This window comes from Flavobacterium sp., assembly GCF_013822155.1.
Lineage (GTDB): Bacteria > Bacteroidota > Bacteroidia > Flavobacteriales > Flavobacteriaceae > Flavobacterium.
Genome location: NZ_PNJW01000005.1, coordinates 61,334 through 83,254, shown reverse-complemented (window position 1 = coordinate 83,254; position 21,921 = coordinate 61,334). Strand labels below are relative to the sequence as shown.

General features: G+C 34.7%; 12 protein-coding genes. 1 reads left to right on the top strand and 11 read right to left on the bottom strand.

The window, feature by feature from the left end; all coding sequences use genetic code 11:
* Positions 1-480: a hypothetical protein gene (locus C0512_RS02600; RefSeq protein ID WP_290858642.1), complete on the bottom strand. Its 480-nt coding sequence runs from the start codon at positions 478-480 to the stop codon at positions 1-3.
* Between the two features lie 59 nt (positions 481-539).
* Between C0512_RS02600 and C0512_RS02595 the strand changes: the two genes are divergently transcribed.
* Positions 540-1,040, top strand: coding sequence for a DUF456 domain-containing protein (locus C0512_RS02595; protein ID WP_290858640.1), 501 nt, complete (start codon positions 540-542; stop codon positions 1,038-1,040).
* A gap of 55 nt (positions 1,041-1,095) precedes the next feature.
* Here C0512_RS02595 and C0512_RS02590 read toward each other — a convergent pair whose 3' ends face one another.
* The 10 genes from C0512_RS02590 to C0512_RS02545 all read right to left on the bottom strand — a co-directional run bounded on the left by C0512_RS02590 (position 1,096) and on the right by C0512_RS02545 (position 21,889).
* On the bottom strand, positions 1,096-4,146 hold the full coding sequence (locus tag C0512_RS02590; protein ID WP_290858638.1) for a choice-of-anchor L domain-containing protein: 3,051 nt from the start codon (positions 4,144-4,146) through the stop codon (positions 1,096-1,098).
* Between the two features lie 111 nt (positions 4,147-4,257).
* Positions 4,258-6,579 carry a T9SS type A sorting domain-containing protein gene (locus C0512_RS02585; protein ID WP_290858636.1) on the bottom strand — a complete coding sequence of 774 codons (2,322 nt, stop codon included), beginning with the start codon at positions 6,577-6,579 and terminating at the stop codon, positions 4,258-4,260.
* A 68-nt stretch (positions 6,580-6,647) separates the two neighbouring features.
* Entirely contained in the window at positions 6,648-7,859 is a 1,212-nt protein-coding gene (locus tag C0512_RS02580) for an NAD(P)/FAD-dependent oxidoreductase (protein ID WP_290858667.1), read from the bottom strand.
* Positions 7,850-8,599, bottom strand: coding sequence for a glycerophosphodiester phosphodiesterase (locus C0512_RS02575; protein ID WP_290858634.1), 750 nt, complete (start codon positions 8,597-8,599; stop codon positions 7,850-7,852). Before C0512_RS02575 ends, C0512_RS02580 begins: the two co-directional genes overlap by 10 nt.
* 386 nt (positions 8,600-8,985) lie before the next feature.
* The gene (locus C0512_RS02570; protein WP_290858632.1) at positions 8,986-10,818 is read right to left on the bottom strand and encodes a Xaa-Pro dipeptidyl-peptidase; all 1,833 of its coding nucleotides are present in this window, start codon (positions 10,816-10,818) and stop codon (positions 8,986-8,988) included.
* A 122-nt stretch (positions 10,819-10,940) separates the two neighbouring features.
* Entirely contained in the window at positions 10,941-14,654 is a 3,714-nt protein-coding gene (locus C0512_RS02565) for a metallophosphoesterase (protein WP_290858631.1), read from the bottom strand.
* Positions 14,655-14,872: 218 nt separating this feature from the next.
* Positions 14,873-15,442 carry a hypothetical protein gene (locus C0512_RS02560; RefSeq protein ID WP_290858629.1) on the bottom strand — a complete coding sequence of 190 codons (570 nt, stop codon included), beginning with the start codon at positions 15,440-15,442 and terminating at the stop codon, positions 14,873-14,875.
* 514 nt (positions 15,443-15,956) lie between these two features.
* Positions 15,957-17,606, bottom strand: coding sequence for an alpha-amylase family glycosyl hydrolase (locus C0512_RS02555; protein ID WP_290858628.1), 1,650 nt, complete (start codon positions 17,604-17,606; stop codon positions 15,957-15,959).
* Complete coding sequence (locus C0512_RS02550) at positions 17,603-20,023, bottom strand: TIM-barrel domain-containing protein (protein WP_290858627.1); 2,421 nt, start codon at positions 20,021-20,023, stop codon at positions 17,603-17,605. The genes C0512_RS02555 and C0512_RS02550 overlap by 4 nt, the downstream gene beginning before the upstream one ends.
* A gap of 3 nt (positions 20,024-20,026) precedes the next feature.
* Positions 20,027-21,889 (bottom strand): glycoside hydrolase family 13 protein, encoded by a 1,863-nt coding sequence (locus tag C0512_RS02545; protein WP_290858626.1) that lies wholly within the window; start codon positions 21,887-21,889, stop codon positions 20,027-20,029.
* Between the last annotated feature and the right edge of the window lie 32 nt (positions 21,890-21,921).

Below are 21,921 nucleotides of genomic sequence, written 5' to 3'. Positions count from 1 at the left end.
CTATTCCATTTTTAGGATTACCGGCAGAATAAATTGTGTTTTTACGGGAATTCCTTCTTTTTGAGCAGGTTCTATTTTTGGAAAATCGGTCAAACGGGATTTAATAAGACTATCAATTTTTATTTTGTCATAATTCAAACTATCCGAAGGAAAAAGCGGTTCAAAAGAAATGGTAGCATTTGGATAAACGGATACTTTAACTTGAATGGTATCAATTATTTTTGCCTTTAGATTGATGGAATCCGGAGCAATTTTTTGTTGAATAAGAACAGTCATAAAATTAAAAAAACATTCTTTTTTTTGTTCTTTGTCTAAAAGACTGTCACATTCAGCCACTGAGGGATAAACAGTCACTTCCTTCCAATCAATTCCTTTCAATCGTTGTTGCAGCAATTCTTCTTCAGAAGGCACACGCTTTTCGAAGTATTGACAGGAAGTCAATAAAAATAAAAAAGAAAATAAAGAAAGAAATTTATTCATTTTTCGTTTATAATCAAACAAAAGGTATTTTTGATATTCCAAAAGTAAGAAAATAATTTATGGAACACATACTTCTTTTATTAGGTTTTGTATTAATGATTGTTGGTGTCCTTGGAAGTTTCCTTCCTGTTTTGCCTGGACCGCCCATAAGTTGGGTGGGTTTGCTGTTGTTATATTTAACAAAAGCCGTTCCTGTAAGCTATACAGTTTTGGGAATTACGTTGGTAATTGCCATTGTGGTTGGAATTCTTGATTACATCATCCCTGCAAAAGGAACCAAGCGATTTGGCGGAAGCAAATATGGTATTTGGGGAACCAACATCGGGTTAGTGGTTGGCATTTTAGCACCCATTCCACTCGGATTCATTATTGGTCCATTTGTGGGAGCATTTGTGGGCGAACTAATTAACGATTCTACAGATTCTAAAAAAGCATTTAAAGCCGCTACAGGATCATTTATTGGTTTTTTAGCTTCCACATTTATGAAGTTTTTGGTTTCTATGATTTTTCTTGGTTTGTTTTTAGTGAAAGTTTGGGAATATCGAAATGCTTGGTTTTAAATAAAAAAAGACCGAAAATTATCTTCCGGTCTTTTTAAAGTAATGTAACTTTCGTTTATTGTTTTACAAATTTCTGAAGTACTTTTTGATTATTGACGGTGCTTATTTCTACTATATAAACTCCTTTTGTATAACGAGAAATATCTATAGCTGTTTGTTCCATGTTCATGTTTTGTTTGCTATAAACTTCCTTGCCTAAAACGTCATAAATAATTATTCCTTTAATAGCATCAGAACCATTTTTCAATTGAATTTGAATTAAATCTTTAGCAGGATTCGGGAATAAAACTAAATCAGAATAAGTGAAATCAGCCGTGCTTAAACTGGCGACAAATTCGGTTTCAAATGTATTGGTAATGATTGCCGGATTAAAATCAAAATAAATTTCAGCCGTATTAGGTATAATGTCACCAATTGAAATTCCGGGATTCGTTTTAATTTTAAAATGAATAAACCCGATACTGGCATTTTCATTGACCACTTTTGGAACCAAATGAATGTTATCAAACTTCCAAACCAACTGATTATTTATTCTTTCCAATACATAATTATGACTGGAGGCAATCATTCGTAAACTTTCCGGATTTAATTGTGCGTCTAAAATATCTTCCACTCTAACAAATGTAGCATTAGTTGTTCCGGTATTTTGAAAACGAATGGTGTAATACAAATAATCATCTTGTGTAAATTGAGCTAACACAATTTCTTTTCCGTGGGCTTCATTTTTGTCATTCGGGTCATAAGCTGCTACAATTGGTCGGGTTAAAGAAGCCGAATTATTTGTTGAATTGGCATCTAAAGTTGTACTGGTAATGGAAACAGAATTGGTTACTAAATCACCAATGGCAACGGTTGGAATCGTTGGAACACTCATTGAAACACTAATAGTTCGGGTTTCCAGCGGTAAAAGATCTGTATAATCAAAAGTAAACCCGTTAGCAGAAGGAGTTGTGCCTGTTTGAGAGATACCTGTGATGGTTAAAACAGGAGCTTTATCAAATGTTAAGGTTCCGGAAGCCGGAGCAATTCCATTATTAGTATAAATTAGTTTATTTTGATAGGTAAATCCTGCTGCCGGTTGGTTAACAGCAACTATTGAAACAGCTACATCATTGTAAGTGGTGGTGTTAACAATTGGGAAATAGTATACATTCGATTCGGTTTCAGAAAAAACAATATCATCATAGGAAATGGGTTGTGCATAATAACCGGCATATTCAGAATAAACTGCATAACTTAAATCATAGGTGTTTGAGGTATTTTCAGGAAAAATATAAAACACCCCATTGGAAGATATGTTTGAAACAATTGCACCGGCATTATTAACCTGATAATTAAAATTACCATTTACAAAATTTTGCTCACCAGAATCTTTAATTCCATTGTTATTGGAATCCAGAAAAGCAATTAATTGAATATTATCCTGACATTGATTGCCAAGAGCTAAACTTCCACCTTGAATAAAAACAGCGGAGTCAAAAGCAGAATCTTGGTAATCTCCAACCGCTAATTTTAAAGAATATTCATGGTTTGGAATTACAGAAGCTATCGCCGTCATTGGCACTGTATAACCACGCATATTCAAACTGCTGGTTGGATTATTGACATTATAAGTGCTGAAAAACTGTGGATTTACAGAAGCACATGATGTATTATACAGGTTATCTCTAATAGTAGTTGTCGAAATCGGCACGTTGGTTCCGGGAACAACAGCAATATTTTGAGTTTGATTGGTGGTTAAATCGGTTAAAATAAATCCGAAAACATCGGAAAACTGACATTGATAAGTACCATATTCATTTGAAGCAAAAATAAAATTAAAGCTCAAAATATTTGTAGTAGGTACAATATCAAACTTCACAAAGGAAACATCATTGATGGTGCCGGTTTGACCTGCTGCTTGCATAATAGCATTTAGTTGTGGGTCACCAATTTGTGAACAATTTGACGTATAATTAGCATCAGTATAGGGTCCTTGTGTCAAATTTGCATCTCCACTTCTGATAATCAATCCCTGTTCAAAAGGGAAACTACTGTCATTGGCATTAAAATAGCCAACACCACATGGTCCTTGGGTAATTACATTGGAGATGGTAGCACATTCTGAATTTAAAATAACATTATTCAAGATTTGCTCGGGTGTAAATGAAGTGGTATTGACCGTTACAAATGGAATGGTAGTAGTACCACAACTTGTAGTTGAAAAGTTAAACCCGGCAGACCAATCAGAGGTTATTTGGTCATTACAAATTGCTCGGACATAGAAGGTATAAGAGGTGTCACAAGTTAATGCCGTAATGACAAACGGATTTACTGAGGCAATAAAACCTTGTGAATTTGGATTTGGTTCCGGAGAGCCACTTGGAACAATATAAATTTCGTTTGTGTTTGAACCTGAAGGATTGTACCAACCTAAAGTTGCTCCATTTTCGGTGCTATTAGTTGCATTTAGATTGTTTGGTGTTTCGCAGCTGGTGGAACAATTTTGAACAAGTAAAAAGAATTCACCACCCCAAAAGCAGCCCGTGATAAAATCTTCAATTCTCACAAAAATAATTTGATTAGGTGATGTATTGGTGTAATTATATCCTATCGGATTCACTTGATTTAACATATCAGCATAGGTTAAATAAAACGTGACCGACATCGTATTGGGTGAGGCATTGTTCGCCGCATAGATAGTTTGAACGGCTTGATTCAAATCAAAAAAGGCAATCCCGTCATTGTTATCATCACAGGCAACAGCCACTTCTGTGCCTATATTTGGAACCGAATTAACAACAATTGTGAAAGTAACTATTTCATAATCAGATGTAATGATGTTTTGTAAACGAGCAAATAGCGTTACAAATCCTATCATACTATTATAACTTGTAGGGTTTGTGATTGCATTACTGTTTTCTTCTGCATCAATTAAACTAGTATGAAAAGAAATATCAAAATCATTTGGGTTTTGACCATTTAATAATGTTGGAATAATCGATGTCAAGTCAAAAGTTTCAGTTCCATTATAATCAGTATCACAAGCGGATAATTGAGTTTGTGAATAACTGAAAAAATTCACAAAGCATAAAAAGAAAATAGTAGTGAGTAATTTTGTTTTCATTGATTTTGGTTTTGGTAAATCAAATGTAATTGATTTTTAGTAAATTATATAGTCTTGATTTAGAATTTATTAGTTTTTCACTTAGAATTAGAATAAATACAATCCTTTTTTTTATCGAATAACTAATTTTTTTATTGCTTTTACACTTGAATTGGATATAATTTCTACAAAATAAATCCCTTGATTAAAACCAGAAATATCAACCGAAATTGTATTGAGGTTTATGTTCTCTTTTTGAAAAATCTGTTTTCCTAATACATCATGGATTGAAATATTTTGAATTAAATCCGTTCCATTAAGTTGAATTTGAAAAGCATCTTTCGTTGGATTTGGATATAAAACAACCGATGAACTCGAAAAATCAACAACCGATAAATTTTCGACAAATTGTGTTTCAACAGTATTCGTAATTATAGCTGGATTATAATCAAAGTAAATATCAGCGGTATTTTCAATCACATCACCAATAGCATAACCGGGTTTAGGCTTGATTTTGAAATGTACAAAACCTTTTCCTATTTCCGTATCTTCCACAGATGGAGGAAGGTTGATGTTTAAAAAATGCCAAACTATTTGATTTCCGGTTCTTCTCACATTAAATGAGTGACTGGCATTAAGCATTTCAAAACTAGATTCGTCAAATTGGTTTTCAAGCGTATCTTCAATACGGATAAATTCTGCTGGAAATGTTCCTGTATTTTTAAATCGAATAGTATAATAAAGATAATCATTAGCAGTAAAATCCTCGAATACAATTTTTCCACCATGTGATTCATTTTTATCATTTGGATCATAGGAACCAATGACCACTTGTGAAAGAGAAGAAGTATTATTTGCTATATTCTCTTCATTTTCTAAAGGTTCAATTGAGGCAACATTCGTTAAAATTACTCCTAAATTAACCGTTGGTATCGTTGGAACTTCCATCGTGATGGTTATAGTCCTTGATTCAAACGGAGCTAAATCCGTAAAGGTATAATCAAAACCAGAAGACGTTGCCGTAGTTCCAGCTTGTGAAACAGAAACAATCGAAACAGCATCATCTTTGATAAAATGAATGATGCCGGAGGCAATGTTGGTATAACCATTATTTTTGTAAATTAATTTATTTGTATACGTAAAACCTGGTCGAGGCGAAATTCCAAATGCAATTAAACTCACTTCAGCATCAACATATTCTTGTAAAATCGTGATAGGGAAATAATAAATAGTACTTCCGCTTCCAGTCGGCACAGTAATATCAGTATAAGAAGTTGGTGTTGAATAATACGTGGAGAATTCCTCATTTACTTCAAAATGGATGTCATAACTATTCGTCGGGTTAGGTTCAAAAATAGTTAATGAACCATTATTTGTACTTCCATAAATTAGTTCGCCACTGCCATTCATTTCATAAACATAGGAACCCCTATTAAAATTTAGTTCACCCGAATCCATCACGCCGTTATTGTTTTCATCAATAAAAGCTATACAGGTTAATTGTTCTGGGCATTGTCCGTTATTCGTGCAATCCATTGTACAAAAGTCAAAAGGTGCTGTCCAATCACTGAAAACTGTAATACCATTCCAATAGCATCCAGTTCTGATATAAACTGAATAACAAACGTTTGGAGTTAATCCTGTAATACTAAATGGAGCACTTTCATGTGAATTAATAATAGTGCTTGAATCTGGTTGCTGACCTAAAGGAACAATTGAAATATTCCAAACTCCAATATAAATATTTGGTTCAGCTTGGTAGGACCAATTTAAATCGGCTGAAGTGCCAGTTATATTGGAAAGTGTTAATTGGTTAGCAGTTGGACATGTTATGGGAGCACAATCTAAAGAAACAACTAATGTTACCGTTTTAATAGAAAAACAACCAGTTTCATTATTCTCAGCACGAGCATAAACATCTTGAGAAGGAAATGCTGTCGGAATAAATGGGCCATTTGAAATTTGGTTTATATTGGCATTAGCATCTACTTCAGATATAAAAAAAGTAATCGTTAACGGGTCTGTATTATTGCCAATGATACCAGAAATACTCTCGTCAAGATTGAAAACAGCCAATTCAGGAGTTCCACAAAACAATAAAGTTGTTGGATTTACAATAGGATTTTGATTAACAATCAAGCTAAAACTCTCAATATAAAAAGTCGTATCATCCGTATTAAAACTTCGAGCAAAAATTAATTCAGATGGAGAAGTAATGAAATAGGAAGTAGGATTTTGAATTGCAGCAACCCCATTAGTAGCATCTGATTCAGTATGATGATATGATATTTCATAGTCAGCAGGATTATTGCTACCCAAAATCTCACCATATTTTACAGTTAAATCAAAAGAAGTTGACTGATTTAAATCATTGCTACACGTTTCTAAGGGAGGCAAAGTTTGTGAATAGGAAATTGAAAAACAAAATAAGAAAAAGAGTAATGCTTTTTTCATCGGATACTGGTTTAAATACCAAATATAATTGATTTTTAATTAACTACACGATAATACAAATCGAAATATTAAGTGATACTTTCACTCACCATAAACCCACTTGTCCACGCATTTTGAAAATTAAAGCCACCCGTAATCGCATCGATGTTGACTATTTCTCCGGCAAAATATACTTTAGGAAGAACTTTGCTTTCCATAGTTTTAAAATTGATTTCTTTTAAATCAATACCACCGGCGGTAACAAATTCTTCTTTAAACGTACTTTTCCCATTTACCTGAAACTTTCCATTCGTGAGTTGTAACGCTAAATGTTGAAGCTGCTTTTTTGTCAAATCAGCCCATTTGGTTTCTAAAGAAATTTCAGAAGCTAAAACCAAACTTTCCCATAAGCGGTTTGGAAATTCAAATGGCGATTTTTTACTGACTACTTTTTTGGCATGTTCTAATTTTAATTCTTTCAACTGGTTTTCGGTTTCTTCCAAAGTAGCATCATTCAACCAATTGACTTCCAACACAAATTGGTAGTTTTTAGCAAATAATTCCCTTGCTCCCCAAGCAGAAAGTCGCAAAATACCCGGTCCGCTCATTCCCCAATGGGTGATTAAAAGCGGTCCCGAAGCGGAAAGTTTGGAGTTTTGAACTTTTACTGTGGCAAAAGCGGAAACACCCATTAACTCTTTTATTCGAGGGTCTTTGATGTTAAATGTAAATAAAGAGGGAACCGGCGGAACAATCGTGTGGCCTAAATTTTCCAATAATTCCCAAATTTTCGGATTGCTTCCTGTGGTCATGACCAAGTTTTTACAACGAAACGTTTGGTGATTGGTTTCCACTTTCCAAGTGTCTTCCGCTTGATAAAGGGATTGGACACTTTGACCGGTTAGAATTTCAATTTTGTGTTTTTTGGCAACAGTTAAAAAACAATCAATAATGGTTTGCGAAGAATCGGATACCGGAAACATTCTGCCGTCGTCTTCAATTTTTAATTCGACACCGTGGTTGGAAAACCATTCAATCGTATCACCGGAACAAAATTGATGAAACGGGCCACGCAATTCTTTTTCGCCACGAGGATAAAATTTTACTAAGTCATTAGGGACAAAACAGGCATGGGTCACATTACACCGACCACCACCGGAAACCCTTACTTTTGTAAGTACTTCTTTGCCACGTTCGAGTATTGCAATGCTAAAGTTTGGATTTTTTTCAGCAACGTTGATAGCGGTAAAAAAACCGGCAGCTCCACCACCAACGATAAGGACGTCATACATTAGTTCAATCTTTCGGGGAAATTACAAAAAATTCCATCGACACCCAATTCAGTAACCATTTTAATATCGTCAGGTTCGTTGACCGTATAGGTGTAAATTTTAAATCCTTCTTCGTGAATAAGTTCTACGTTTTCTTTTGTCAACGTTTTCCACCAAGGGTTAATGGCAACCGCCTTTAATTTTTTTGCAGTAGCAATGGCGTCTGTCGGATTTTCTTCGGTCAAAACGGCAATAGGAATTTCATTGTCTAATTTTCGAACAGTTGTCAATTCATCCCACAAAAAACTGGAAATGACAAAATCGTCTTTTTTCCAACCTTTCTGATAGTATTTTTGAAGTAATTTTAAAGTGGGTTCAGCCGTATTTTTACCTTTTAATTCGATATTTAAAAGGACTAATTTATCAAACGTTTCGATTACTTCATCTAAAGTTGGAATTTGATGATTGCCCTTCACCACCACTTTTTGAAGCTCTTCTAAAGTAAAATCTTCAATTCTTCCCGAAGTATCAGTTAAACTGTCTAAGATTTCATCGTGAAAAACCACTAATTCTCCGCTTTTAATCAAAAAAACATCAATTTCAATCATATCGACACCTAACTCTAACGCTTTTTTAACAGAAGCAATTGTGTTCTCTGTTTCGTGCCCCATGGCACCACGGTGACCGATAATTAAAGCTTTTTTCTCCACTTTAGCACAATTTTGAAAAACTAGGGCAACTATAAAAAATAAATAAAATTTTGTTTTCACTGAAATAATTTTTATCAAAACTCAAAAAATTATTTCAATTAATTTAAGCTAAGTATCAATATTAAGCAAAAATTAATATTGTTAACATGTTGATAATCTGAGAATATAAGGGAATATAAAACAAGCTAAGCATTCAAATCAACTTTTAAAACATAAAAACTTAATGCAACTTAATCCCTTAAGTTTAAAATCAACTTAATTCAAAATTAATAACCTCAAATTCGAGGTAAACCTTAAAAATTAAACTTCATTCCAAACGAAATCCGTCCATGAAAAAGCAAAATAAGTATAATCAAAAAGCGTGTTTTCATCGGAATTATTTTCAAGAACGTAAAAATGAAGTCAACAAAATTCTTGTTCTACTGGCATGCTTGTATTAAATTTCATTACTTCTTTAAACTATCAGCTCCACCCACAATCGGCAAAGTCAAAATTGTCCCATCCAAATCAATCGTTAATTCTGTTCCCGATTTTGGATGCAAAGTATATTCATTATCACTCGAAAAAATCATCAAACCAATTTGTTGTCCTTTTTTAATAATTTGATCATCTGGCATTAAATCGAAAGTTACCTCATAAAACTTTCCTGGTGTTAGTGGTTTACTCTCCGTTAAAGAACTATGATTTTGAGGATCAGCCCAACCACGAGTAATAATATTATCCGTTATTTTTGCTTTACTATCTGCATTCCACGGAAGTGAAACCAACCAAACTGATAAATTTGCAGCAGGTTTGTTACTGGCCAATTTTACTGTGATTTTTGGCACACCTGAAATATGAACATCTTCAGTAAGTGTGGGCGTAACATATAACACTCGGTTTGGTGATGATGCTGCACGGGCTAAGATTTCTCCTGTGAGTTTATAATCATCAACCAATGTTTCTTTTCCTTGTTTTTTAGATTTCGAAGTAGTTAAGCCACCCATTTTAGGAGCACCTTTTGTTAAATAAAGAGTAACTGGTTTTGATGCTGGATTAGGATAATCTGCATACGGAGTTGGATTATTCATAGCATCGTTTTCACGAACAATCCAGGCTTTGTTTCCCTCTTTTTCAACGCCATTGTCCACACCAAATAAATAATGTGTAAACCATTTGTTTAACATGCTAAACGGTGGCGGCCCACCATGTCCATCTTGATGATAAAAAATACTTGTTTCCAGCCCCATTTCTTTGGCTTTCTTATAAATTCGATAGCTATGCTCAGGCATAACATTCCAATCATTAAAACCGTGTGACATCAACATGGCGGCTTTCATCGGAGCCATTTGGTTGAGGTAATCGCGTCCCGCCCAAAAATCGTTATAATCACCCGTAATTCTATCCATGCCATTTTTCATTTCCGTATCTCGAATGGTCTTATTGTTATAAGGCCTTTTCGATTCATCACCACTATGAATAAAATCATACAACACATCAATGTCTTCACCCAAATAACCACCAGGCGAACGAACTAATCCGTTTGAACGATAATAATGATAATAAGAAGTATTCGGTGCAACAGGAATAATTACCTCTAATCCTTCTACACCAGTTGTTGCAGCAGCAAGTGGAATCGTTCCGTTATAAGATGTTCCTGTCATGCCAACTTTACCGGTACTCCAATAGGCGGTTACTTTTTCATCACCATCTGGAGAAGTAAATCCATTCGCTCGCCCGTTTAGCCAATCAATTACTGCTTTTGGAGCTAATGATTCATTTTTGCCACCAACGGTAGGCGAGCCTTGTGACAAACCTGTTCCTGGTGAACAAGAATGCACTACAATAAATCCTCTAGGAACCCAAGCTCCAATGAGTGTATTTGAAATAATCGGGCGTTTACCGGTTCGGACCACTTCGGCATGAACACGTTCTTTCGCCGTTTCACCTAATTCATGCTTCACATCCCAAAACAAACCTTCTACATCAGGTGCCACTCCGGCATAGTAGGGACTCGATTCATAAATCACAGGAAGTTTCAAACCTTCCGTTTCCGTTTGTGAAGGCCGCGTGACGTCCACATGCATTCTATCTGGTTTTCCATCACCATCCGTGTCAAAAGTTGTTTCTACCCAAAGGTCTTCCCTAATCCATTTGTCAGCCTCTTTAAAAGCAGGTACAATTTGAGCTTCTCCATTTTCAAAAACAGGAACTGCTTTTGTAGCCGTTTGAGCCTGTATCGAACCGAAAGAAAGTAAGAAGAAGATGAATAGAAAACGGAATTGGAATATGTTTTTCATGTTGAGCTGTTTTTAGGTAAATCATTGTATTGATGCTTATCACAAATATAGAAAATAAATAGGCTTGTAAAATGGGATGAAAAAACTTAATTCTATTTTCGTGGAGCAGGATTATTTACAGATCAAAAATTAAACTTCATCCCAAATGATAATCTACCGCCATCACTCGAATGAAAATAGGAAACCGTTGACGAAATTACATTACTGCTGTTAATCCAAAAGCCAAATCCGGTGGATTGATGCCATTTTGTAGAACTTTCAGACGGAAACCAAACACGTCCATAATCAAAACCTATAAATGCACCGTAATTCATAGGAGCAAAAGGATTTTTGATTTGACCAATAAAATAACGTAAATCTGAACCTTGATAATAGGCTGATTTCCCTGTAAAACGGTTACCTCTAAATCCTCTCAAATCAGTATCTCCACCCAATGAAGCCGCTTGATAAAACTCGTACGAATTATTGAAAATTGATTTCCCTTTTAAGGTTGTTTCAAAAAGCCATTGTCCATCTGGAGTCAATTTATAAACTAAATTTAATGACGTTTCTAAGGACGGAACTTGTCTGGAAAAATCGGAGACATTTACATTCCATTTTCCGATAGCCTGAAATCCTAACCCTAGCGAAGGTAAAAAAGGATTGTCATAATTCTTAAAGGCATATTCAAATCCAATTCCGGCAAAATTTTGAAAATCAAAAATGCGGGAATCTAGTCCACTTTCTGAAATATACCGTTCGGGAGTATTTTCAACTTGATACGATTCTAAATTCAACCGGGCAATTACAGTCGATCCAAGATTTTTTAACCATACCAAACCGGGATTTACTTTAAATGAAGCCATTTTCACTCGGTTGTAATCCATTCCTAATTCGTCTTCCAGGGAAATAGTTTCGTTGCCATAACCAAAAAAGTTTTGCGAAAAATTGGAACTGGTTGTTGCAGCATCAATAACGAGGTCAAAATTACCAAATGCTTTTTTTACGATACCGGAATAGGTAAATTCATAACCGCTTGTTGCAAAATAATAATTAGCCAATAAACTATGTTTTTGCGAATAAGGATTGCCTAAAAAACCATGTTGAACAAAATCAAATCGGGCTCCTAATCGCAAACCATCATCCGGGTTGAAACCCATTAAAGGAACACCGGAAAAAGTATTGAATTTTGGTTTTTTATAATTGTACGTATTTGTTTCATAATTATTTGAAAGCAAAACTGTTGTTTTTTTGTCCACAGTTATTGTTTTGTTATTGGCATAAAAGTCATAAATTTTTATCTTTTTACCATATTCAACAACATACGAATCCTGATTTAAACCACCAATTAAACGAATTTTAATGTTATTGTTTTCTTTTCCTTCAATACTGAATTCGTCGTTTCCTTCTAATCCAAATAACCAAATTTCCTTGGTATTTTTTTTATAAAAAGTCTTTTCAAATACAATGTTAGCGGGGGTCTTTAATCCGTTATAAACCACAACCACAGTTCTTCCTTTTGATAAGCGGGTGATTACGATGACATCATTTTTTTGAGTGCCCACCACTATTGCTTTTTTCTCAAGTAGTTTATGATATTCCTTAGCCGTCTGGTTTAGCTTTTTTAAACGATTTCTAAAATGAAGCTTTATTTTAGAAGTAGTTTCATCCTGCAATTCATAAGGCAGTTGCAAAAATGCTTGATTGATTAAATCATTAGAAAGATTTTGTTGAATGAATTCAGCTTGTTTAAGCCAGCTTTTTTCATCGGCATCAGCTAATAAGGCTAAATCTAACGCATAGGCTTGCTGATTGAAGTCTTTGATGTTTTTAAGATTATAACGATATGAATGCATTTGACCCATTGCCGGAATACTTTTTAATAGACTTAAAAAAGCACCGTCATATTTGGCAAATGCCTGATCACGTTGTGTAGAAATTGGACGATAAATGGTTTTGTTTTTTTCTACATAAACGCCCCATTGCCATTTGTTTGCCTCTCTGTCCCAATCACCTAAAAGCATATCAAACAGGCGAGCCCGAATATAATTTTCTTGATCTACTACATGATTTTTATCAGTACGAATAAGGTGTAGCATTTCATCAGTGGTAATAATTGAAATTGCATCTCCAAATTCATTATTGTTTTTAAAAGCGGTTTGAGGTTTTTCTGAAATATAGTAAAAGGCACCTCCAAAATCCTTATTGTAGACCTCTAATTTGTTTTGTTTTGGCAAAAAGTACAGTTTGGGTTCTGTTGTGCGTAAGCCTATAGCTTTTGATAACTCCGGGATTACCAATGGGACAAAAGGGTGAATGGTTGTAAAATAATCTCTTAAAAAATCTTCTGTAACTTCATTACCGGATTGAGTTTTAAAGTTTTGATTTTTATAAGCAAGTGATTTAAAAAAAGAGGCAGCATCTTTTTCTAAAGGGGTCATTACATATTCTTTTCCTTTTTTATCGCTTAAAATAAGAGAACTGTTTGAACTTTCATTGTCTAATCCAATCGGTTTTAAACCACCAAACAACGTGTCGAGCAGTGTGGTTTTTGACGTAATAATTTGGCTGTAATAATTTTTATAATGTTTACCCCAGAGGTATTCATATACGGCACTTTTTTGACTTACCGGTCTTCCGAAAATTGATTTTTTGACTTCATTCTCAACTTGTTTAGGATATGTTTGTTTTTTATCTTCTACAATTGGTTCCCTCAATTTTTGTTTAAAAAGTAATACCTCTTTTCGATTTGAAGTGGTAAAATAGGAAATAGTAGAAGCCCCGTTTGCATACAAGTCCAAAACGGCATAACCATAACCGCCATAGCTGAAATCTTTTGGGTTTACGGCTCTTGCCGGTGTAAAATTAGCACCTGAACCACTGATGATTTGTTGAATGCCGTCTTTAAAAATATATTGTAAATTTTGTTCATGGCCTGATATAACCACCACATGATTGTATTTTTGAACAATTGATTTAATTTGGTTAGCCATTTCACTATAACGAATGTTTTGAATATCTTCCGTGTTATAACCACTCGCTTTTCTGAATAAATTGACAAAGCTACCGGCAATCGGCAAAGGAACCGCATTATCGAATGGATAAAGTTGTTGTTTTAAAGAATATTGACCTCCATATACACCATTGCTAACAAGCGGATGATGCAGAGCCAACAAAATCGTTTTTTCTTGGTTTTCGAGTAGATGATTATCAAGTTCTTCTATTAATTGTTCCCTTGTTTTAATAGAACAGCCTTTGTTGATTTCAGGATGATTATCCCAATCTTCTTTAAACCATTGAGAATCGATGGCAACGAGTTCCATGTCGTCGCTCAAAGAAATAAATTCAAGACCACATGCTTTTGGAGGAATTAATTGACCGGTCTTTTTTTTGTAGTTGGTAATAAAATCTTCTTGAGCTAAAATTCCGGGAATACCGTTTTTCCAATCCATTTCGCCCGGTAAAAAAAATACTTTTCCCTTGAAATTGTGGGTTAGTTCTAGATGTTTACTGATTTTTTCTTCTGCTTTCGTTCTATTTTCTCCAAAACCATGTAATGGAAAAATATTATCACCTAAAAAAAGAACCGTACTGTTTTTTGAAGCGGTTCCTACTCTTTTTTTAAAATTGGATAGGGAAGGAGTAGCACCATCATTTAATTGATTGGCCGCATTTCCGGTAAGAAAAACAGAATAAACAATGGAAGTGGTATCAATAGATTGATTATCGTAAAACGAGGTAGCTTGACTTCCCATTTGAGTTTTGTAGGTGGTGCAACCCACAAAAAAACCGGTAAAAACCAGTAGGAGTAGTGTTGAAAGAAGTGTTTTAAAATAAATGGTTCTTTCAAAAATCATTCAGGGTAGGTTTTAGATTTAAATTTCAAATATAGGAATAAAACTTGGCTCAAATCACCTTGAAAAGAAAGCGTTGATAAACCTTGTATGGATTATAAACGTATGGTGGGGAGGAAAAGTATTTATTCTAAAAATTACTTTCTAATTTCTGTCCTATAATTAATGAGAATTTCATAAGAACACTTTAGGCAAGTGGTTAGCTATCGATCTTTGGTAAATCAATTTAATCGAATCTCATTTAAAGAATCATTCTCCCAAATTTTCCAATTAGAATGTCCTTCATTTTCTATGCAAGGATTTATATCAGGATTTTGATTTGATATGTACAATTTAATAATTTCTTTTTTAAATTTATTTAAGTATACCCTTAAATCATCACTTTTATAAAAATCCATTGCTTTTAAAAAACTTAAACTTGGAGAAATTTCTTTTTCGTTTTCAAATACAAAATGTAACTTTGGGTTATAATTTCTATTATCTATCCATTTAGACAATACCTTTTCTCTTTCTTTTAAAATCAAACTATTTTTTAGTTCTAAATGAATATCATTGACACACATTTCATAAAAAAGCTTAATTGATGTAACATCTTGAATTTTTGGTTTATTATATTCAATATTATACTTTTCACTCATGAATTTCATGTCATTTTCGTAAATCTTAAAAGTCATGATGACCCTTTCGTTTTCAACTATATTATTAATGTTTTCATTTGTCTTTTTATCTATACGAGAACTTCCACATCCTGTAAGAAGAAAAAATAATATATAAATCACTAAATTTTTCATCACCAAATTTTTTCTCTTTAACCAAATATATTAAAATTTCATTCATCTTTAAATTATATTCTGCAAAGTAGGGAAACATTAGCTTTTCATTGGAACGTTTTTCTTAAACTCAATGTGAAACTGGTTTTTGCTCCCTTTTTGAGTTTTGTTCCGTACCAATTGCACATTTGTTCGGAAAACACCCCCTTTTTCCGAAGCCCGTTCGAACAAATCCCGAACAACTCTCGAACAAAACCCTTGTAAATCCCAAAAAAATCGTCAAACCCATTCAAATGCAGTCAAAAGGGTTCAAAACCGGTCAAAATGCGTCAAATTCAAGCAGTCGTTAGTTAGCTTTTGGACAACTACCTTTTAGTAGGTGTTTAATCCATATCATCGTCATGTCAAGGTCATATCATCGTTATAGTTGTGGTACCCATGAAGAACCAATTAGTATCAATTTCATTTATGAAAAACAAAAGCGTTTACAATCCAATCGATTATAAACGCTTATGAAATAGGTATTGCCGTTATGCTACTTTCTTTCTAACAATACAATCCCCATCTGACTATCAATCATCACTTTTCCATCTTTTACAATAGTTGAAATTCCTGAAAAAGCATCATGAACTTCCGTTCCGTCTTCAAAAACACCTGAGACATTGATTTCTTTTTTTCCAAATGGTAATTCCAAACCAATAACTACTTGGTCAGTATAATCTCCTTTCGTAAATGTTCTGCTAAACGTATAAAATGGAGCTTTAGAAAGTTCTTTATGAATTCCCGCACCCACAGCCGGATGGTTTTTTCTAAACTGACCAATTTTTTGAAAATGGGTCAAGACGTTTTTGGTGTTTGTATTGGTTTTAATGTCTTCCCAATTCATAAATGAACGTAAGGTTGCATCGCCTTCAGTTCCGGCAATTTCTAACGAACGAGCAGTTTCGTCGCCATAATAAACCTGTGAAATTCCGGGGGCTAATAATAATTTGGTTCCGGCTTCAAACGTTCTTTCTCTTTTTTTGTCAAATGGCCAACCATCGTCGTGGGAAGTGACGTAATTCGTCACACTCAATCCTTTCAAATCAGAATTTAAAAGGGTTGAATAGTTGGAGAAAGTTTCTTCATACGGTTTATTGGCATCGCCTTTAAAATCAAAATTGATGAGGGAAACAAAACCGTTTTCAAAATAATTTACTTTTTTATCGCCAAAATTATAGAGTTGCTTGCCACTGATTCCATAACCGTAGACCTCGCCCACTAAAAAGAATTCATTCGCATCTAACACTTTTTTAGGATTATCTTTTTTGAATTGAGCAAAAGCATCTTTGCATACTTTTGAAAAATCAGCCCAAACATCTTCGGTGGTATGTTTAACGGTATCTACACGATAACCATCAATCCCGAAATCGGTGATGTAATCTGCCAACCATTTCATGATATAATATTTCGGAGCTCGTGGATAACCGGTTCGTTTAAAAAAGGCATCTAATTCAGCAACTTCTTGCTCATAACGACCTTCTTTCTTCCATTTTTCAACCAACATTGGAGGTAATTCTACATTTTCATTACTTTCGGTTTTTACATCCGGTAGATTTTCAACCAACGTACAATCAATGTAATTTTGATAAGAATCATAGGTGCATTTCGGACCAACACGTACCCAACTTTCGGGATAAGCAGGGTCTAATTCAGTCACCGGTCCCGTGTGATTGATTACAGCATCCAAGACAATTCGGATGCCTTTGGCATGTGCTTTTTCAACCAATTCGGCTAAATCTTTACGAGTTCCATAACTTGGGTCGATGGCTGTCCAATCTTTTGTCCAATAGCCATGAAAGCCATAAGTGTTTCCGGTGCCTTCGTTTACAGCTCCATGAATTTGTTCCACTACAGGGGTCATCCAAATGGCATTAATCCCCAAATCGGTAAAATAACCTTCCTCAATTTTTTGCGTGATTCCTTTGATATCACCTCTCATAAAATTGCGAAGTACGCCCGTTTCTTTGTCACGCGGAATAATCTTGTCATTTTCAGGGTTGCCGTTATTAAAACGGTCAATTAAGAGAAAGTATAAATTGGCACCTTCCCAAACAAAAGGAGTTTCAGTAGTCATCGCTTGTTTTTTGGTAGAACAATTGGTCAAACTTATGAGTGCTAAAAAGAGTAGTAGTATTTTTTTCATCGGAATAGAATTTCAATTTTTTCTTTTTGGTCACCAAAATAGGTGATGCCAACAGTTAGTGTTTTGGTTTTTTCATCATAGGTAAATTTTGTTTTTTTACCATTAAACTGAACTTTTTTAGGTTTTGTTTCTACATTGTGAATGATAAAAGTACAAATTTTAAAGGCTGTTTGGTAGTTTTTACCGGCTTCTCGCTCGATTTCAATTTGTGTTTTTTTACTTTCGTTTTGTGCATGTAGCTTGATGATTTCATACGTTTCTTTTTCAAAAGCGTTAACAGTGGCACCATCATCAAAATAAAATTGGTTGCTATTGGTTGTTGTTTTTTTATCTAAGAAATAATGAAAACTCATAGTGTTGGCATTATAGCGTTCAGTAGTTTGAACCAAATTTGACATCGGAATAAAACTTCCGCCACGAACAAATGTTGGGATATGATTTTCTACTATGCTTACTTTTTGAGAAGTACCGCCTTCGTATTTTTCCTGACTGTAAAAATCAAACCAAGTAGCATTTTTTGGGAAATAGACTTCTTTCTCTTTTTGCTTTGCTTCCATAATCGGATAAATCAGAAAATCTTTTCCCCATAAATAACCATCGGATTTGGTGAGAAGTAGTTCATTGTTCGGTTCTTCAAAAAACAAAGGCCGCATCAATGGTTTTCCGGATTGCGAATTTTCAAAAGCTAAATTGTAATTATAAGGAAGCAGTTGATAACGCAATTCAATCGCTTGTTTTGCTAAATTTTTTGCCCAATCACTTCTAAAAATTGGTTCAGAAGCCACATCTGATTGTGCATGCGGACGGAATATCGGATTGAAAACGCCGTATTGCAACCAACGCACATATAATTCATCATCTAAATTTGCACCGGCAAATCCACCTAAATCGGAATGCATATAGGCCAAGCCTTGCATACCCATTTGCAACGAGATTTCGACTTGACCGGACAATCCGCCCCACGTTCTGTTCACATCGCCACTCCACGGAATCATTCCATAACGTTGCGAACCTGAATAACCTGAACGCATTAAAATAAAAGGACGAATGTTTGGGAAATCATTCTGATACCCTTCAAAAACTAATTTTGCCCAATTGTGGCCGTAAATATTGTGTACTTCATCCGCAGTTCCTCCAAAAGTTCGGGCGGCTGCTGGAAAAACTTCTGGTTCGCCTAAATCGCCCCAAACGCCACCTACGCCTTTGTTCGCCAAGTCTTTATAAATGTCCCAAAACCAATTTTTACCTTGGGGATTGAAAATGTCAATGATTCCGGTGTTTCCAAAATAGAAATCGTACGTAAAGGGTTTTCCGTTTGAATCGGTTGCCAAGACTTTTTTATCAACGGCTTCCTGCCATTTTTTGGAAGTAGTCAAAACAAAGGGTTCCGTAATCGGAATAGTTTTGATCCCCATTTTATTGAAGTCAGCCACCATTTTTTCAAAAGTTGGAAAGCTGTCTCTGAAAATTTCCAGATTACCCATGGTGCCTTGCACTTCTTTCCCAAACCAATATAAATCTAAAATAATGGCATCAACCGGGATTTTTTCGTCCTGAAATTTTTGAATGGTTCGTCTGGCTTCAGCTTCAGAATGATAACCAAAACGAGAGGAGAAATTACCTAACGCCCAACGTGGTGGTAACGGTTGCTTACCGGTTAATGAAGTATAATTAGAAACTAAATCTTCCCACGAATCACCCACAATCACTTGATAGGTTTTACGACCGGAAATAGTTTCGTATTCTAAAATATTCTCTTTTTTACTGTCTAAATCCAAATAACCAATCGGAGCATTGTCAAAATGAACCATGTATTTTTGGGAAGAAAGGACGATTGGAAGAGTGAAATTCATCAATTCCGAACGGGTTTCGTAACCATAATCAGCTCTGTTGTAAAGAGCTAATCGGTTACCACGTCGGTCCATGCCTAAAACTCTTGCTCCACCACCATACAATTTTTCGGTTGCATTGAGGTTAAATTGAATCACTTCGGTGGAATCATAAACGATATTTCCTTTGACTCGTTCTAACGGTTCGTGTTTGCGTTTCAAATAACCTGCTTTTTCAGAAAGTAACAATTCGCCTTTTTTATAATAAGAAATTTGAAAAGGTGATTTTGCAATTTGAATTTCTAAAGTTTTTGTTTTAATTTCTAAAAAATCTGCTGATTCTTTGAGTTGTATTGAATTTCGATTGGGTTTTAAAACAACCGCATGCGAATTTGTGTTGAATTTTTCTCCGTTTGGAACAAAGGAAGTTTCTATAATTTGATCAGTATAGGATTGAATCAAATACATTCCATCGGAAGTTTTTATTTCCAAAACGTTTTCATTCAACTGATGAGAGATGTATTTCCGATTAACATTTTGTGCAAATCCAAAAGAGGAAATTAATAATAGTAAAAAGAGTTTTTTCATTCGTTAATTCAATTTTGTGGTAAAAAGATATGCTCCTTTTTTGTTTAAAATCAATTCTTTATTCCAAATAAATTCCTCTCCTGTTACGATGTTTTTCACTTTTTTGCCTTCTAAACCTATTTCAGAAAAAGTGGAAAGGTCAATTGTTACAGAATCATTTTTGTTTAGAATGTAAACAACAGTTTCATCATTCAACATTCTGAATAAGGTATAAACTCCTTTATTGGGTGCAAAATGCGTGGTTTTTCCTTCGTGAATGGCTTTGCTGCTTTTACGGTAATTCAAAATTTTAGTCAAATAATTTTGCATGTCTTTTTGCTCGACAGAAAGTCCTTCGCCTGTAAAAGCATTTACTTTATCGCCTTTCCAACCTCCCGGGAAATCGGTTCTGATTAATCCGTGGTCACCCGGTTTAGCCGTATTTTGCATGAGTATTTCCGTTCCGTAATACATCTGTGGAATTCTTGGCAAAACCAAATAAGTTGCCAAAGCCATTTTGGTATTCTCAATGTTTTCATTTAATTGGGTAAAAATTCGATCCATATCGTGATTGTCCGGAAAAATCATCAAGTCCTTTGGCGAAGCATAATGAAAATCGTTAGCTAATCCTTCGTAAATTTTAGCTAATCCTTTATCCCAACTTTCAGGTTCTTTAATGGCTTGCGGAATGATGGTTTGCATGGCAAAATCCATCGTCGAACGCAAATTGGATTGATAACCATCTTTGTTATTTGCACCTCTTTGCCAATAACCAATTAACAAAGGATTTGAAGTCCATTCTTCTCCCACAATATTGAAATTAGGGTATTCAGCCATAATTTCTCCTGTCCAATTAGCCATAAAAGCCTTGTCAGAATAAGGATAGGTATCTTGACGAATACCGCCTAAATGTAATGTTTCAATCCACCAAATGCTGTTTTGAATGATATATTTTGCTAAAAACGGATTACGTTGATTCAAATCGGGCATGGAAGAGACAAACCAACCATCAGTCATTTCCTTTTTGTCTTTTTCGGAAGCGTATAAATCTTGATTTGTGGTTCTTCTGTGATTGGAAGTGATGAATTTTTTTTCTTTTTCAAATAATTCTTGGTAATTTACCCAATCACCAAAAGGCAAATCTTTCATCCACCAATGTTCGCTTCCGCAATGATTAGCGACTTGGTCCATGATGAGTTTCATGCCGTTTTGATTTAGTTTATCAGCTAGATTTTTATAATCATTCAATGTTCCAAATCGGGGATCTACTTGATAAAAATCGGTCATAGCATAACCGTGATAGGAGCCACCCTTCATGTCGTTGGTTAAAACCGGAGTAGGCCAAACAGCCGTAAAACCTAAATTTTTGATGTAATCAACATGATTGGTGATGCCTTGTAAATCGCCACCATGTCGTTTGTAGTTTTGTGTTCTGTCAAGTGTTGTTTCTTTCATGGTTTTCACCACATCATTGGCATCATTTCCATTGGCAAAACGATCAGGCGTGATGAGGTAAATAACATCAGAACTGTTAAAACCAATAAAGTCTTCAGATGGTTTTGATTTTGCTTTTAACTCATAGGATTGGATTATTTTTTTACCCTTTTCAGGTTCAAAAACAATATTGAATGTACCTGGTTTAGCGGATTTGTCAATTGTGATATCAATAAACAGATAATTTGGACTTTTAGCTTGATTAACTTTGATAATTGATACACCCGGATATGAAATTTTTGGAATAGTAGTTCCAATATTGGGATGATGCACTAACAATTGCAGGTTCTCATTTTTAAATCCTACCCACCAATTGGGTGGTTCAATTCGATTGACTTGAGCGGTTAAAAATGAAAATGCGAGACAAAACAAGAGTAATGAAATTTTTTTCATGATTGATTGTTTTATCTCGCAAAGTCGCAGAG

Coding starts and splice junctions, on each gene's coding strand:
- C0512_RS02600 (WP_290858642.1), bottom strand. CDS start 480: ATGAATAAATTTCTTTCTTTATTTTCTTTTTTATTTTTATTGACTTCC.
- C0512_RS02595 (WP_290858640.1), top strand. CDS start 540: ATGGAACACATACTTCTTTTATTAGGTTTTGTATTAATGATTGTTGGT.
- C0512_RS02590 (WP_290858638.1), bottom strand. CDS start 4,146: ATGAAAACAAAATTACTCACTACTATTTTCTTTTTATGCTTTGTGAAT.
- C0512_RS02585 (WP_290858636.1), bottom strand. CDS start 6,579: ATGAAAAAAGCATTACTCTTTTTCTTATTTTGTTTTTCAATTTCCTAT.
- C0512_RS02570 (WP_290858632.1), bottom strand. CDS start 10,818: ATGAAAAACATATTCCAATTCCGTTTTCTATTCATCTTCTTCTTACTT.
- C0512_RS02565 (WP_290858631.1), bottom strand. CDS start 14,654: ATGATTTTTGAAAGAACCATTTATTTTAAAACACTTCTTTCAACACTA.
- C0512_RS02560 (WP_290858629.1), bottom strand. CDS start 15,442: ATGAAAAATTTAGTGATTTATATATTATTTTTTCTTCTTACAGGATGT.
- C0512_RS02555 (WP_290858628.1), bottom strand. CDS start 17,606: ATGAAAAAAATACTACTACTCTTTTTAGCACTCATAAGTTTGACCAAT.
- C0512_RS02550 (WP_290858627.1), bottom strand. CDS start 20,023: ATGAAAAAACTCTTTTTACTATTATTAATTTCCTCTTTTGGATTTGCA.
- C0512_RS02545 (WP_290858626.1), bottom strand. CDS start 21,889: ATGAAAAAAATTTCATTACTCTTGTTTTGTCTCGCATTTTCATTTTTA.